Raw genomic sequence first — 15,066 nt, 5'->3', positions numbered from 1 at the left:
CTGAATTCTTGAAGACAGGCGGCATTTTTGCCGCCTGTTTTTGTTTTACCCCCGTCAAATTCTGCCTCCGTGCCATTCAATCGTCTCTGGATCGTGTTTTAATTGTCATCCACGAGATGCTCGCCGCAGATTGGCGAATTTTTCTAAATAAACGTTATTTAAGAAATTGTCTAATGATAGAAAACCCTGTGTCCTCTATCTGAATTAATAAATTAGCATTTAAAGGTGACTGCCGTGTCTAAACGTCGTGTAGTGGTAACCGGTTTGGGGTTAGTAACTCCAGTGGGCAATACTGTCGATACTACTTGGAAGGCTTTGCTTTCGGGTAAGAGTGGTATTGCACCGATAACCAAATTTGATGCCAGTGAATTTACCACTCGTTTCAGTGGTTCAGTAAAAGATTTCGATGTTGAGCAATACGTAACGAAAAAAGACGCCCGTAAGATGGACCTCTTTATTCAATACGGTATGGCGGCTGGCATCCAAGCTATCCAAGACTCAGGTCTGGACATGAGTAAAGAAAACCCAGGTCGTGTCGGTACGGCTATTGGTGCGGGTATGGGCGGTATGTGGTTGATTGAACAAGGTCACAGCGCATTGATGAATGGTGGCCCGCGTAAGGTTTCTCCTTTTTTCGTACCTAGTACCATCATCAATATGATTTCGGGCCACTTGTCGATCATGTTTGGCATGAAAGGGCCAAATTTTGCCGTGACGACCGCTTGTACTACGGGTGTGCATAATATCGGTTTCGCGGCGCGTACTATTGCCTATGGCGATGCAGACGTGATGGTTGCGGGCGGTGCTGAGGATGTCACTTCTCCTTTAGGCGTGGCAGGTTTTGGTGCAGCGAAAGCATTATCGACACGCAATGACGATCCGACTGCGGCGAGCCGTCCATGGGATAAAGACCGTGATGGTTTTGTGATCGGTGATGGCGCTGGTGTGATGGTGATGGAAGAGTACGAACACGCAAAAGCGCGCGGTGCGACCATTTACGGCGAATTAGTCGGTTTTGGTATGAGTGGTGATGCGTTCCACATGACATCGCCTCCAAGTGACGGAGCTGGCGCTGCGGCTGCTATGGTCAATGCTATTAATGACGCTAAGTTATCACTGGAGCAAATTGGTTATATCAATGCCCACGGTACGTCGACGCCAGCAGGTGATAAAGCGGAAGCGGCAGCGGTTAAGTCAGTATTTGGCGACCACGCTTATAAAGTACTGGTTAGCTCGACTAAATCGATGACGGGTCACCTGTTAGGTGCTGCGGGTGCGGTTGAAGCGATTTTCACTTTGCTAGCACTGCGCGACCAAGCCGTACCGCCAACCATCAACTTGGATAATCCAGATGAAGGTTGTGACTTAGATTTTGTTGCCCATACAGCCCGTGACGTGAAGATGGATTATGCTCTGTGTAACTCCTTCGGTTTTGGTGGGACTAACGGTTCATTACTGTTCAAGAAAGTGTAAAACACGTATTTGTGGTGTAAAAAACAGTGAAAAAATGCGCCTGAGGGCGTATTTTTTATGGGTCAAATTCATTGTTCATGTGAGTTGAACTCCGTTATCTTATGGCTTTATTGTGATAGATGTCACTTTCTAACTGTATGATATCCATAGTGTTAACATTTGTTCATCAAGCTTGTTTAATTCTAGTGACCACAGATAATGACAGACATATTCAATCTTAATGGAGTGTGTCATGTTAAATCCCGCGGTGATCCCGCTTGTTCCCCTCATTGGCGCATTAACTGCCAATCTGACCGAATTGATCCGCGGTGAGTTTAAAGTGTGGCATCCAAACATGGACATTGGGATCAAGACTTTTACCTTAGCAATCGCTGCTTACGTGGTGGTTTGGTTTGCCTTATTGGTGACGGCGATTAACGTCGGTGGCGATAGCAATATGTCTTCGGGCCTCGAAGTGCTGGGTTTCTTTATGTTTGGCTTAGGCGTTTACACTTTTGCTAAGGGTACGCGTTTCGTCAGTAGTGAATTTCAGCTATGGATTTATCGTTTAGCGTTGCCGAGTTTATTGCTTTGCTGCGTGCTTATTAGCCACTTTGGTTAAATCGAATTTTTTGACGAGGTCAATCGTAATTATTTTTACGCTAATGGCGCTTTCTATCGTAAACTCAGCCTATTGCACGAAACATTGAGCCACAGTGGCTGAATAAGTTGAGGTTATATGGCTGGTATAGATAGACAAAGTACCCTGAGATTTTTGTCAGAGCCTGCGGATGTGAATTTTGGTGGTAAAGTTCACGGCGGCGCTGTGATGAAGTGGATCGATCTCGCGGCCTATGCCTGTGCAGCGGGCTGGAGCGGTAAATATTGTATTACTGCTTATGCGGGCGGTATTCGTTTTGTGCAACCCATTTTGGTGGGCAATATTGTTGAAGTCAGCGCAAAAGTGATTTATACGGGTAAAACTTCTATGCATATCGGTATCGATGTGCGAGCGGGCGATCCTAAAGTTTCTGAGCGTCATCTCACCACCCATTGTATTGTGATCATGGTCGCAGTTGATGAAGATGGCCTACCTACGCCTGTGCCTGAGTGGATACCACAGACGGAACATGATATTCATTTACGGGATTCTGCACTGCGCTTGATGGAAATGCGTAAAAAGATTGGCGCCGAAATGGAAGCCCATGTGGTGAAATAGCTCCATAAATTAAATCAGCAAAGGCGCTTAAGGCGCCTTTGTTGTTTCTAGCGAAAAGTGCGTTTATCACTCGCTCCGATTTCACTCTGACGTTACCGTTGATGAATGTTAAACTGCGGCCACTATTTTGAATCGATTCACTTTGTTTATCTATTTAAGGATCAGCTCATGGCAAAAGTCGCATTTATTGGTTTAGGCGTAATGGGATATCCCATGGCGAGGCATTTACTGAACAAAGGCCATGAGGTCACTGTTTATAATCGTACTTTTGCCAAGGCGCAAACTTGGGTCGACACCTATGGTGGTCGCTGCTGTCCAACACCAAAGGAAGCGGCCGAGGGTCAAGATATTGTGTTTACTTGCGTGGGCAATGATAACGATCTGCGTGAAGTGGTATTAGGCAGTGATGGCGTTATCCATGGGATGGAAAAGGGCACTGTGCTGGTTGACCATACTACGGCTTCGGCCGATGTCGCTCGTGAGCTTGCCAAAGTCTTAGCCGAAAAAGGCATTGATTTCCTCGATGCGCCCGTGTCTGGCGGACAAGCGGGCGCCGAAAATGGCGCCTTGACTGTGATGGTCGGCGGCGATGAAGCGGTATTTGAGCGTGTTAAACCCGTGATTGAAGCCTTTGCCCGCTGCGCCGAACGTTTGGGTGATGTCGGTGCTGGTCAGTTAACTAAGATGGTGAACCAAATTTGTATCGCGGGTGTGGTGCAAGGTTTGGCGGAAGCATTACAGTTTGCCCGTAAAGCGGGACTCGATGGCGAGAAAGTCATTGAAGTGATCAGCAAAGGCGCGGCGCAAAGCTGGCAGATGGAAAATCGCTACAAGACGATGTGGGGCCAAAGCTATGATTTTGGTTTCGCCGTCGATTGGATGCGTAAAGACTTAGGCATCGCCTTAGAAGAAGCCCGCCGCAATGGTTCACACTTGCCATTGACCGCTTTGGTGGATCAATTCTATTCAGAAGTGCAGGGCATGGGCGGTAACCGTTGGGATACGTCTAGCTTGCTGGCGCGCTTAGAGAAATCGGCGAAATAAGTTTTACCTTAAGTTTCATCGTTATAACAACTTAGGTTTTGTAGTGATAAAACTTTGGCTTCGGAGTGATAAACACTCTGGTTTCGCAGTGATAGGTTTTGCAATGATAAAAATGCCCAGTCCCGATTGCGTTGGCAAATAGGACTGGGCATTTTTGTATGTATCGTTTTTTGACTAGGACATTAAGAGCTAGGATATTTAATCGTTAGTCTTTCCAGCGAATATGGGTCACTAAACTGTGGGTTTCACCTGGTGCGAGCACGACTTTATCTTCTAATACATTGGCCGCTTCTAGGCAGACCATGGTCAGATAATCTTCTGGATTAAATCGGCCCAAGCGTTGTGACTTTTCAATCCATGGATTCCATAATACCGCTGATTGGCTGTTTTCACGGCTGACTTCGATTATCCCCTGCGGCGTATGCAATAACTGCACTGGGCCGAGATCGGTATAGACACGATCTGTCTCGCGATCAAACAGCACTTCATCCGTGGTTTGCGGATAAGGCCCTTGTGCAAATTCGATGTATTTTGACCCACTAAAACCGCAGGCTTTGAGTTGGTGGATATCCTCAATCGGGAAATAGCTGTGCAACGCTTGGGTAAGTGTAACGGGTTCAGTACCTAAGTTGGTATTCACAAGACTAATGCTTAGGGTGTCGCTGAGGGTGAATAATACGCTGACCTCAGTGTTATGCGGCCAATAGATTTTATCTTGCTCACTGATTTTTAAGCTAAAACGTAAATCCACTAACTGATTACGCATTTCTACCGATTCCAGCGCCCAAATTCGGGTACGGGCGAAACCGTGTTGGGGAAAGTTCGCTTCACTACTCATGCCAAACCAAGGCCAGCATACGGGTACACCACCACGGATCCCATTACCGGGTTGATAATCGTCAGCCGATGAAACCCACAGCAAAGGTGGTTTGCCTACGGGTTGAAAATAGTCTATTTGCGCGCCCTGCAAAAAAATTCTTGCCTGACATAACGCCGTATTCACTTCGACATAATCGAGCCCGTTGGCGTGCTTTTTAGTAGTGACAGAACCCATAGTAACAATATCCTTAACTCTGCTGACATATCAGAAAAACAGGCAGTTAGCTTACAAAGTTTTCCGCGATAACATAAGGCTTTGTTGCGATCAATTTACGGTTTCGCTGTTCGTTTGTGTAAACAAAAGTCTGTGGAGGATACTGAGGTGCTTTCTTTTTCGGCAGATTTAGCTAAAGTGGTCAGAGCACCAAAGTGGTCAGATCACTTAGTTGAGTTGCAGTCTAACAAGAAAAGGGAAGCGATTATGCCAGTCTATCAAGCGCCGCTGCGCGACTATCAATTTATCCTCGATGAAATGTTACATATTTATCAGCAAGATGCACTCAAGGGGTTCGATGAAATCGATCCAGATCTTGTCGATGCGATCCTGCAAGGTATGGCCGACTTTAGTAGTGAAGTGATGTTACCGCTCAATAGTGTCGGCGATCTGCAAGGCTGTAAGTTGGTCGATGGTAAGGTGATTACACCGGAAGGATTTGATAACGCCTATCGGCAGTTTGTTGATAATGGCTGGCCGACGCTGACCTGCGATCCTGAATATGGCGGCCAAGGTTTACCCGAAGTGGTGGGGATTTTTGCCACTGAGATACAAACGGCAACTAACATGGCTTTTGCCATGTATCCTGGTTTGACCCATGGCGCCTATGCCGCCATCCATGCCCACGGCAGTGATGCGCTCAAGCAAAAATATTTGAGTAAACTGGTTAGCGGTGAATGGACAGGAACCATGAACTTGACCGAGTCCCACGCCGGTACTGACTTAGCCTTATTACGCACCAAAGCCGTGCCAGTATCCGAAGGTGTTTTTGCCATCAGCGGTGAGAAAATTTTTATCTCCTCAGGCGATCATCAACTCACCGACAACATAGTGCACCTCGTATTAGCTCGTTTGCCGGATGCGCCTGAAGGCGTGAAGGGCATATCTTTGTTCGCAGTGCCTAAAGTATTAGTGAATAACGATGGTAGTTTAGGCGCACCGAACACTTTATATGCCAGTGGCCTTGAACATAAGATGGGCATTCACGGTAACTCAACTTGTGTAATGGTATTTGAAGGTGCATTGGGTGAGCTTGTCGGCGAGCCACACCAAGGACTGCGAGCCATGTTTACTATGATGAACCAAGCGCGTTTAGGCGTTGGCGTGCAAGGTCTGGGTGTCTCTGAGATTGCCTATCAAAATGCGCTAGCCTATGCCAAAGACAGATTACAGAGCCGCGCCTTAAGTGGCGCCAAAGCCCCAGAAAAAGCTGCCGATCCGATTTTGGTTCACGGCGATGTGCGCCGCATGTTGCTGTCGCAAAAAGCCTTTAATGAAGGCGCAAGAGCCTTAGTTGGACAACAAGCTTTGTGGCTCGATGAAGCTGAGCGTCATACCGATCCCGCCAAAGCCAAAGTTGCCTCCCAATTAGCGGCACTGTTCACGCCAGTGGTGAAAGGTTTTATCACTAACCGTGGTTTTAATGCCTGTGTCGATGCACAGCAAGTGTTTGGTGGACATGGTTATATTCATGAGTGGGGTATGGAACAATTTGTGCGTGATAGCCGTATTGCACTGATTTATGAAGGCACTAACGGTATCCAGGCGCTGGATTTAGTGGGGCGTAAATTGCTTAGCGACCGCGGCGCGGCCATGCAGCAATGGTCGGCGTTAGTGACTGAGTTTATTAAGTCACATAGCACCAATGCGGCGATGCAACCCTACGTGAGTGGTTTAATGGATTGTGCGGGTGATTTGCAAAAGGCTAGCGGTTATTTAGCTGCACAAGCAGCGACCAATCCTGACATTATCGGCGCAGCCTCTATGGCTTATCTGGAGTTATTTGGGGTGACTGCACTGGCATGGATGTGGGCCAGAAGTGCCGCGGTGGCATTAGCGGCGTTGGAGCAGGGCACCGAAGAAACCGCATTTTACCAAGCTAAATTGAAAACTGCCGATTTCTACATGGCTTACTGGGCGGTGCAAGGTCGCAGTCTGCGTAAGCAAATTGAGCAGGCGAGTGAAATGCTAACTCAATTGGATGAAGCTATCTTTTAAGCATTCACCTTATAGGCTGAGTTAAGCCTTTGCTTAAAAACAGCTCAACAACAGTCAAAACCAGCGTCTTGTCGCTGGTTTTTATTTTTATATCGTTTTAATCTTTAACTTATTGTTTTGCTTAGCTTGCACGCAAATACTCAGCTTGATGCTGTGAGTCTCTTTCTTATTCCACATAAAACTTCCGTCGAAGGTTTGTGTTACTGGCGCTCTCTTTCGTTTGAGTCATAACCAAACATAACAAGGATTATGTGGGCTGATGTCGATGATTTATTAAACGCCTTTCACAATTGTGTAAATTCAAATGATAATTATTGTCATTCGCAAATCATCCTTTATAATGACGGCCAATTCGTTTGAATACATTTGTAAACCCTTTGGTTTATGCCATTTTTATGCGCTCGCGCTGGGGACATTCTGTGAAGACTCGTTTTGCCTACTCATTAATCGCACTTGCACTCGCTCAACATCAGTCGGTATTCGCCGCTGAAACTGTACTCGATAAAGAGGCCCCACAGCAGACCTTGTCTACGAGCTCACCAGTCCCCAGGCCTGCATCGACTCAATCCGCAGCCGATGGGGAGATAAAACTCGCAGCACCTGAGCGTATTGCTGTCCATGGCCGTGCAATGCAAATGTACGTCGATAAAGAAACGACAGTTGGCACTAAGACGGCGATTAATGTGATGGAATTGCCGCAGTCGGTGCAAGTGCTGACCGAGCAGTTAATCGTCGACCAAGCGGCGCGCAATATTACCGATTTATACCGCTCTATCGCGGGCGTGAGTGAGTTTAGTTATTCGGGCGTGACCTTTCGCGGTTTCCGCGACGATGCCAACGTTTTTTATGATGGGGTAAGGGGCGATCCCTATTCGGGATTTTCTGTGCCGCAACTCTTTAATGTGCAGCGGGTTGAAGTGTTAAAAGGTCCTGCATCCGCACTTTATGGCGGCGGTGAACCCGGCGGCATGATCAACTATGTCACTAAAAAACCAACCTTTGTCGAGAGTAAAGAGCTGACCTTAAGTACGGGCAGCGAGGATATGATGGGCGGCTCGCTGGATTTCACCGGTGGCTTAACCCAAAATCTTGCCTATCGCTTTGGCGCCTATTATCAGCAGGAAGATAGCTTTCGAAATAATGCCGATAGCCAAAATGCCGAAGTGGCGGGTGGGTTACTCTACGAAATCAGTGATGATACTAAGCTCACCACCACTTTCGATATTATTAAGCAGGATTTAGGCGGTAACCGACTTCGCGGTGTTCCCGTCGATGATGCGGGCAATTTCCTTGTCGCACCTTCCTATAATGCCAATGAGAAGAGTGACTTCCAGAAGATGGATGCACTGGTGCTGCAATCGATTCTCGATCATCAATTTACCGATAATTTCTCGGTCAAGACTCAGATCCGTTATCTGAATAATGATTCGACGCAGCAATATCATGAATCGAGAGGTTGGGCGACCTTAGATGCCAATAAAAAGCCCATTATGGGTGATGGCACCATTAAGCGTGAATACCGAGTTCAAGCACGGGCTAATGATGAAATCAGTTTAACCAATGATTTTGTCTATACATTCGATGCTTTAGGTTTTGAACATGAATTCCTGTTCGGCGGCGACTATCACTATGTCGAAACCGAATATCAGTACAAATTGGCGACTGATAAGGATGGTGTTGGTAACTTGAATATTTTTGACCTTAACTATGGTGAAACCGACCCTAATAGTTACAACTTGAAGGATAAAAATACCGATGGTACCCGCGCTAACCGTTACGGCATTTATGTACAGGAACATCTGCACTTTAATGAACAGTGGTCATTAATTGCTGGTCTGCGTTTTAGCCAGTTTGATGATTATGATAAAAAGACTGGTTTCTCCTTCAGCGATAACGCGATAACGCCAAGAGCAGGGCTTAATTATCGCCCAATTGATTCAATGTCCTTTTATTTGAATTACTCAGAGAGCTTCAATCCAGCATCTTTAACCAATCAAGCGGAAGATATTGGTGATGGTTTCCTCGAGCCAGAAACGGGCAATCAAATTGAACTTGGGATGAAAAATGAATGGCTTGATGGCCAGTTTATGACCACGCTCGCTGTGTATCGCATTGAAAAACAAAATGTCGCCCAAGCTAACCCTTTAGATACTGGTGATGACGATGGTATTCCCGCTTTACTTAATTTGGGTGAAGTACACAGTCAAGGCCTTGAATGGACGCTGGTGGGGGATTTAACCGATAACCTGACCGTCACGGCAAACTATGCCTATAACGAGACCGAAGTGGTTAAAGGGGTAACGAACGACAGTTTAACCAATACGTTTGATAGTAAGCACTTTGCCAATGCGCCGCGCCATCAAGCAGGGATATGGACCCGTTACGATATCAATGCACTCGATTCGGCAATTGCTTTTGGTATGGACTATGTGGGCGAGCAGTTCAGCCTCGATGGCCAAACGGTGAAGCCCCATACGATTTTTGACATGAGCTGGACGACCCAGTGGGATCAAACTCAAGTTCGCTTAAATCTTAAAAATATCTTCGATAAAGAATATGCCGTCAGTGGTTTTAGCGAGCGTAATGGCCATTTCCCCGGTGAGCCGCGTAATATCACGCTTGAACTGAGTCATAAGTTTTAATGCATTGATGTAAAAATAGCTTGTTCGTTAAGGATGATGAGCAAGCTGGAGCGAATGGGTTAATCTTGCGCGAATAACCGCCGTAGCTCTCTGTCTGTATTCGTGGCTTTAGCATGGATTAACCTTGTGTGGCTTATCATCTTAATAGTGTTTACCTATTAAGATGATAGTTTCTATCCGTTATCTTTTCTCATTCAGCTTGTTTAGACTCGCCTGATATGAATTATTCGATAAGGTTTTCCTATGCACGCCGTCAGCCACTTAGCCTCCAAAGACACTCAATCTAACGCTAGCCCACAGGTGGCCCTGATTGCAGAAGGTGGTGGTCAGCGCGGTATATTCACCGCAGGCGTGCTCGATGCTTGGCTTGATGGCGGATTCGATCCCTTTGATTTATTTATCGGTACCTCAGCAGGTTCACAGAATCTCAGCAGTTTTTTGGCCCGCCAAAAGGGGTATGCCAAACGCTTAATCCGCGGTTTATCGCGCCATAAACGCTTCTATCGACTCGGTCGCGGGTTAGTCGGCGGCAATGTAGTCGATTTAGATTGGTATTTTGAGCAGACTCGACAAGGGATGTTTAAATTAGATCTTAACGCGGCGACAGCTTCACTCGGTCATCGGCAGTTACTGATCACCACCACTAATGCCAGTGATCGCAAAGGTTATTTTTTAAGTCCAAGCAGTAAAAGCCAGTGGCGCGAATTGCTAAAAGCTTCTAGCGCATTACCATTTTTGTATAAACAAGGGGTGAAACTCACGCCTTGGCTGAGTGACAACGCCTGTAATAGTGACAACGCCTGTAATAACGGCGCCTCTGATCACAGCGCAGCATTAAGCGAAGGTATTGACAGTGATTTTTATCTCGACGGCGGTTTAGCAGCGCCTTTACCTGTGCGTGAGGCCTATCGTCGTGGTGCCCGCAAAATTGTGGTGATCCGCACTGTGAGCGAGGATTTTCAAGCGCAATCGGCTTGGGTTCACAAATTAAAATCTTGGATTTGTGTTTCTGGCTTTTGCCCGAAAACCATAGATTACTTAGTGCAGCACGAACAAGCCTATCAGGATGAATTGGATTTTATCGCTAATCCGCCAGAGGATGTGGAGATAGTGCAGATTTTTGCTGCTGAAAATTTGCAAAGTAAATTGCTGGGCAGTACCGATGCGGATTTACGCCATGATTATCATGCGGGGCTGAGTGCTGGAAAGCAGTTTTTAAGCTTAGATCCGATGGCGTTGACGCAGAGTAATGCTTATTTTCAAACTCAAGTGCAAACCAACGCTTACACTCAAACCCACTCTCAAATCAAGCCATTCAGTGCGCTGTCGGCCTAGTTTGGTATTTTAACTAAGTCATCATTGTGTACGCGAGTAAGCAATAAAAGTAAAAAGCATCAAAATACAAGCGCCACCCGAGGGGGGCGCTTGTGGTTGACTGTATTAACCGGTTCATCAATCTAATTAATTTATATGATTAATCTAGCTCATCAGCTCAGTTTACTAACTTAGTCCTTCAACGTTAGGCTATTAATAACTTGAGGTGTGTACAGAGCGTACTGCTCGGCCCGATGGGTCGATAATGCCGCGTAAGCTTTCGTCCCAAGCCAATGCTTCTGGCGTTGAACAGGCGACGGATTTACCACCTGGAACCGTTTCTGCAGCGCCGCTCAGTGGATAATGTTCCTCAAAGAAGCAGCGATAGAAGTAGGCTTCTTTGGTTTCTGGCGTGTTGTATGGGAAACGGAATTTCGCGTTCGCCAATTGTAAATCATCCACACGCGCTGCCGCTTGTTCTTTCAAACCGTCAATCCAAGAGTAGCCCACACCGTCACTGAATTGTTCCTTTTGACGCCACGCCACTTCTTTTGGCAATTTATGCTCAAAGGCTTTACGCAGAATGTGTTTCTCAATACGGCCATCCTTAGACATTTTCGCTTCAGGGTTGATGCGCATCGCCACATCCATAAACTCTTTATCGAGGAAGGGCACGCGAGCTTCTAATCCCCAAGCGGCCATGGCTTTGTTGGCTCGCAGACAATCGAACAGATGCAGTTTATCGAGTTTGCGGACTAACTCCTCGTGGAATGCCTGTGCGTTTGGCGCTTTATGGAAGTATAAATAGCCGCCAAATAGTTCGTCAGCACCTTCACCCGATAACACCATTTTAATGCCCATCGCTTTGATTTTACGCGCCATTAAATACATTGGCGTGGCAGCACGTATGGTGGTGACATCGTAGGTTTCTAAGTGATAGATCACTTCTTTAATCGCATCTAAGCCTTCTTGGAAGGTGAAATGGATCTCATGGTGAATCGTACCAATCGCTTCGGCGACCTTTTTGGCGGCGATTAAATCTGGCGCACCTTCAAGGCCGACGGCAAAGGAATGTAACTGTGGCCACCAAGCGTTGGTTTCGCCATCGTCTTCAATGCGGCGTTTAGCAAAGGTTTGCGTCACGGCGGAAATGATCGAGGAATCTAAGCCGCCCGACAGCAACACACCATAGGGCACGTCTGACATTAATTGGCGCTTGACCGCCGCTTCTAATGCGTCACGCAATTCTTCTTGGCTGGCTGGGTTATCTTTAACCGCATCATAGCTTTGCCAATCGCGAGTGTAGTATTTCACCGCGGCGGCATCGCTTGAGTACAAATATTGGCCCGGTAAGAATTCTTCTACGGTTTTACACACTGGCATCAAGGCTTTCATTTCGGAGGCAACATAGAAGTTACCCGCAGCGTCACGGCCTGTGTATAGCGGGATAATACCCATGTGATCGCGGCCGATAAGGTATCTGTCTTGGGCTTTGTCATATAACACAAAGGCGAAGATACCGTTTAATTTATCAAGAAATTCAGTGCCATATTCTTGATACAGCGCCAAGATCACTTCGCAGTCAGAGTTGGTTTGATAGCTGTACTTATCGCCTAACTGGGCTTTCAATTCTTTGTGGTTATAGATTTCGCCGTTGACCGCGAGGATCAAACTGCCATCTTCAGTCAGCAGCGGCTGAGCACCGTGTTCAATGTCAACAATCGCTAAACGTTCGTGGGCAAGAATTGCCTTATCACTGGCATAAATACCTGACCAGTCAGGGCCACGGTGGCGCATTAGCTTAGACATTTCTAGCGCGACTTGGCGCAGTTCTTTGGCATCAGATTGGATATCTAAAATCGAAAAGATTGAACACATAGTACAACTCCCACACTGTCTGTCATTTGAGGATGTCTCAATTGAGGTTTAATGTGCCAGCTATTTAGCGTTTTGCCAAACACTATTTTTGATGTTTTATCTGTTTATTGGTAATTTTGTTGATTTAGATGTTTGTGTTTGATGGTTTTATTTGATAATAATTCATTTAATTCGCGTTATTTTTGATGATTTGTTTTTATTGTCTGATTTGGTGTGAGGGGTTTTGGGGAATTCACAATGAGTTTTAAAAAAGTGTCGATGACAGAAAAACCGTTAAAAAAGACCATAAATAATGAGTTGGCTCGTTTAAGTGTTTTATTTTTAATCAATTAATGCGCCGAGTTTGACATCAACCAATGGCATAAGCCTATTCATAATGGCGTTGTGGGATGGATATTTCGCGATAACGCATTTTTTGTGAGCTGAAAACAAAAAAGCACGTGAATGGTTCACGTGCTTGTAGGTCTTGTTTGGCGCTTTGGCTGGTGGAGGAGACGCTCTATTCTGCTGGCGCTTTATTTCGCAGATGCGACTAGCAGACGTCAATAAGAGACGGCTAACCCAGCGGCCTCTCGCAAGAAGCCACTGACTTAGCCTGTTATTTTGCGTCCGTTACCAGCGTCGTTTTGGCTGGGCGCAGGCTATTGAATTCTGTGCCTTGATAGTATCCCGGCCAATCTTTACTGTTGCCCAATGTGCGTGTGACTTGGTAGTAGATTTGCAAGTCTTGCAGCGCGCCGCTCAAATCCCAGTCTTCACGGTATTCATCGCAGACATTGTGATAGCAGCCTTTCATTGTGGCTTGCATTTGAGTTTTATAAGCAGCCGTGGCCTCATCAACGGGGTCGCTACCGCCGCCGGCAAATACCGCTGGCACGCCAAGTTTGGCAAAGCTGAAATGATCTGAACGGAAGAAACCGCCCGAAGCGGGATTTTTCTCACCCATGGCGATGCGGTTTTGTTGTTTCGCCGCATCGATAAGGTAGGTTTCTAACTCAGATTTACCTTTGCCGACAATCGTAAAATCCCTGGTTTTGCCGTAGATATTGGTGCTGTCGAGGTTTAATACTGCCACAGTTTTGTCGATAGGATAAAGTGGATTAGTGGCGTAATAGCGTGAACCGAGTAAGCCCTGTTCTTCACCTGTGGTGGCAATAAAGGTGACCGAGCGCGCTAAACCGTGGCCTTGTTTCGCATTGTCGGCTAATTGTCTGGCGATTTCGAGAATGCCGGCAGTGCCTGAGGCGTTGTCCATGGCACCGTTGTAAATCTGATCGCCTGCTTTCGTCTCGTCTTTACCTATGTGATCCCAATGGGCGGTGTAGAGGATTTGCTCGTCGGCTTGTGTGCTGCCGGGGAGTGTGGCGACCACGTTGTAGCTATTCGCGTATTCGGCTTTATTTTTAAAGGCGATGTTGGCCGTTTGCTCAAGGGGGACATTGATTGGGCTGTCGGCAGCGCGCGCCATCAAGCTCGGCAGTGATAAACCAGATTTATCAAAAAGTTGGGTTGCTGCGTCTAATGTAAGCCAGCCTTCGACTTGAATGCGACTATCTTGTTCTGCTTTACTCAGCACTAGATCTTGTTGTGGCCCAGTCCAGCTATTTTCTACCACAGACCAAGGATAAGAGGCGGGCTCAGTATCATGGATGATCAGTGCACCAAGGGCGCCTTGACGGCTGGCCTCTTCAAATTTGTAGCTCCAGCGGCCGTAATAGGTCATGGCTTTGCCATTGAATTTACCCGAGTCAGGGCGAGCAAAGCCGGGATCGTTCACCAAGATCACCGCGATTTTGCCTTTCATGTCGAGATCTTGGTAATCATTCCAACCATATTCGGGTGCGTTCACCCCATAGCCGACGAAGACTAATGGTGCGTTCTCAATACTAATACCACCGTTATCGTGGCGACTGCTGAGCACTAGATCTTTTCGGTATTTAAAGGGTAATCCTGCCAGCGTAACTTGCTGCGCTTCATCTGCGGTATAGCTCACCATAGGCACAGGTTGCAAAAAGCTGCCTTGGTAAGCGCCCTTGAGTCCCATCTCTGTAAAGGCTTTAGTCAAATAGTCCAAGGTGAGTTTTTCACCGTGAGTGGTCGGTGCTCGACCTTCAAATTCATCGGATGACAGGGCTTTAATATCATTTCTAAAGCGCGCTTCATTAAACTGCACTGGTTTGAGTTCAGCCAAGGTGCTGTTGTCATCGGGTTGGGATGAATTCGGACTACAGGCACTGAGTATAGCCAGCGCACAGAGTGGATACAGACGTCGCATAGGTTAATCCTACTGTTGTTTTAATTAAGGAATTTTAGATTTCTGTTAATCAATCAGAAGTGAGACTTATCATGAAGCAAGCCGCTGCGAGCCACAAGGCTGAGAAGAAGGTGAATGTGTTACTTAATGTTGCTTTACCCTATGCAATACG

Annotated in this window: 10 protein-coding genes; 7 read left to right on the top strand and 3 right to left on the bottom strand. The window is 46.6% G+C overall.

Going from position 1 to position 15,066, the window contains the following annotated elements; all coding sequences use genetic code 11:
* Positions 1 to 234: 234 nt before the first annotated feature.
* The 4 genes from fabF (at position 235) to L5M28_RS11965 (ending at position 3,715) form a co-directional block, all read left to right on the top strand.
* Positions 235 to 1,473, top strand: coding sequence for a beta-ketoacyl-ACP synthase II (fabF, locus tag L5M28_RS11980; RefSeq protein ID WP_006087466.1), 1,239 nt, complete (start codon positions 235 to 237; stop codon positions 1,471 to 1,473).
* A 232-nt stretch (positions 1,474 to 1,705) separates the two neighbouring features.
* A complete protein-coding gene (locus L5M28_RS11975; protein ID WP_028760367.1) occupies positions 1,706 to 2,074 on the top strand; it encodes a hypothetical protein in 369 nt (122 codons plus the stop codon).
* A 117-nt stretch (positions 2,075 to 2,191) separates the two neighbouring features.
* Complete coding sequence (locus L5M28_RS11970; RefSeq protein ID WP_105252855.1) at positions 2,192 to 2,671, top strand: acyl-CoA thioesterase; 480 nt, start codon at positions 2,192 to 2,194, stop codon at positions 2,669 to 2,671.
* 168 nt (positions 2,672 to 2,839) lie between these two features.
* Entirely contained in the window at positions 2,840 to 3,715 is an 876-nt protein-coding gene (locus L5M28_RS11965; protein ID WP_263196025.1) for an NAD(P)-dependent oxidoreductase, read from the top strand.
* A gap of 205 nt (positions 3,716 to 3,920) precedes the next feature.
* On the opposite strand, the gene L5M28_RS11960 is transcribed toward L5M28_RS11965, so the two are convergent.
* Positions 3,921 to 4,769 carry a D-hexose-6-phosphate mutarotase gene (locus L5M28_RS11960; protein ID WP_263196026.1) on the bottom strand — a complete coding sequence of 283 codons (849 nt, stop codon included), beginning with the start codon at positions 4,767 to 4,769 and terminating at the stop codon, positions 3,921 to 3,923.
* Between the two features lie 246 nt (positions 4,770 to 5,015).
* Between L5M28_RS11960 and L5M28_RS11955 the strand changes: the two genes are divergently transcribed.
* The 3 genes from L5M28_RS11955 (at position 5,016) to L5M28_RS11945 (ending at position 10,783) form a co-directional block, all read left to right on the top strand.
* Positions 5,016 to 6,806 (top strand): acyl-CoA dehydrogenase C-terminal domain-containing protein, encoded by a 1,791-nt coding sequence (locus L5M28_RS11955; protein WP_263196053.1) that lies wholly within the window; start codon positions 5,016 to 5,018, stop codon positions 6,804 to 6,806.
* A gap of 395 nt (positions 6,807 to 7,201) precedes the next feature.
* The gene (locus L5M28_RS11950) at positions 7,202 to 9,448 is read left to right on the top strand and encodes a TonB-dependent siderophore receptor (RefSeq protein ID WP_263203425.1); all 2,247 of its coding nucleotides are present in this window, start codon (positions 7,202 to 7,204) and stop codon (positions 9,446 to 9,448) included.
* Between the two features lie 243 nt (positions 9,449 to 9,691).
* Positions 9,692 to 10,783: a patatin family protein gene (locus L5M28_RS11945; RefSeq protein WP_263203415.1), complete on the top strand. Its 1,092-nt coding sequence runs from the start codon at positions 9,692 to 9,694 to the stop codon at positions 10,781 to 10,783.
* A gap of 192 nt (positions 10,784 to 10,975) precedes the next feature.
* Here L5M28_RS11945 and asnB read toward each other — a convergent pair whose 3' ends face one another.
* A complete protein-coding gene (gene asnB, locus L5M28_RS11940) occupies positions 10,976 to 12,640 on the bottom strand; it encodes an asparagine synthase B (protein WP_105252850.1) in 1,665 nt (554 codons plus the stop codon).
* 598 nt (positions 12,641 to 13,238) lie between these two features.
* Positions 13,239 to 14,915, bottom strand: coding sequence for a M28 family metallopeptidase (locus L5M28_RS11935; RefSeq protein ID WP_263203413.1), 1,677 nt, complete (start codon positions 14,913 to 14,915; stop codon positions 13,239 to 13,241).
* Between the last annotated feature and the right edge of the window lie 151 nt (positions 14,916 to 15,066).

Origin of the sequence: Shewanella sp. SW32, assembly GCF_025653365.1 — a bacterium.
Taxonomy (GTDB): Bacteria; Pseudomonadota; Gammaproteobacteria; order Enterobacterales; family Shewanellaceae; genus Shewanella; species Shewanella oncorhynchi.
This window is presented reverse-complemented; position numbering and strand designations above follow the sequence as displayed.

What these genes read in the sequence shown, in the direction of transcription:
- L5M28_RS11975 (WP_028760367.1), top strand. Translation starts at nt 1,706, where the DNA reads ATGTTAAATCCCGCGGTGATCCCGCTTGTTCCCCTCATTGGCGCATTA.
- L5M28_RS11970 (WP_105252855.1), top strand. Translation starts at nt 2,192, where the DNA reads ATGGCTGGTATAGATAGACAAAGTACCCTGAGATTTTTGTCAGAGCCT.
- L5M28_RS11965 (WP_263196025.1), top strand. Translation starts at nt 2,840, where the DNA reads ATGGCAAAAGTCGCATTTATTGGTTTAGGCGTAATGGGATATCCCATG.
- L5M28_RS11960 (WP_263196026.1), bottom strand. Translation starts at nt 4,769, where the DNA reads ATGGGTTCTGTCACTACTAAAAAGCACGCCAACGGGCTCGATTATGTC.
- L5M28_RS11955 (WP_263196053.1), top strand. Translation starts at nt 5,016, where the DNA reads ATGCCAGTCTATCAAGCGCCGCTGCGCGACTATCAATTTATCCTCGAT.
- L5M28_RS11950 (WP_263203425.1), top strand. Translation starts at nt 7,202, where the DNA reads ATGCGCTCGCGCTGGGGACATTCTGTGAAGACTCGTTTTGCCTACTCA.
- L5M28_RS11945 (WP_263203415.1), top strand. Translation starts at nt 9,692, where the DNA reads ATGCACGCCGTCAGCCACTTAGCCTCCAAAGACACTCAATCTAACGCT.
- asnB (WP_105252850.1), bottom strand. Translation starts at nt 12,640, where the DNA reads ATGTGTTCAATCTTTTCGATTTTAGATATCCAATCTGATGCCAAAGAA.
- L5M28_RS11935 (WP_263203413.1), bottom strand. Translation starts at nt 14,915, where the DNA reads ATGCGACGTCTGTATCCACTCTGTGCGCTGGCTATACTCAGTGCCTGT.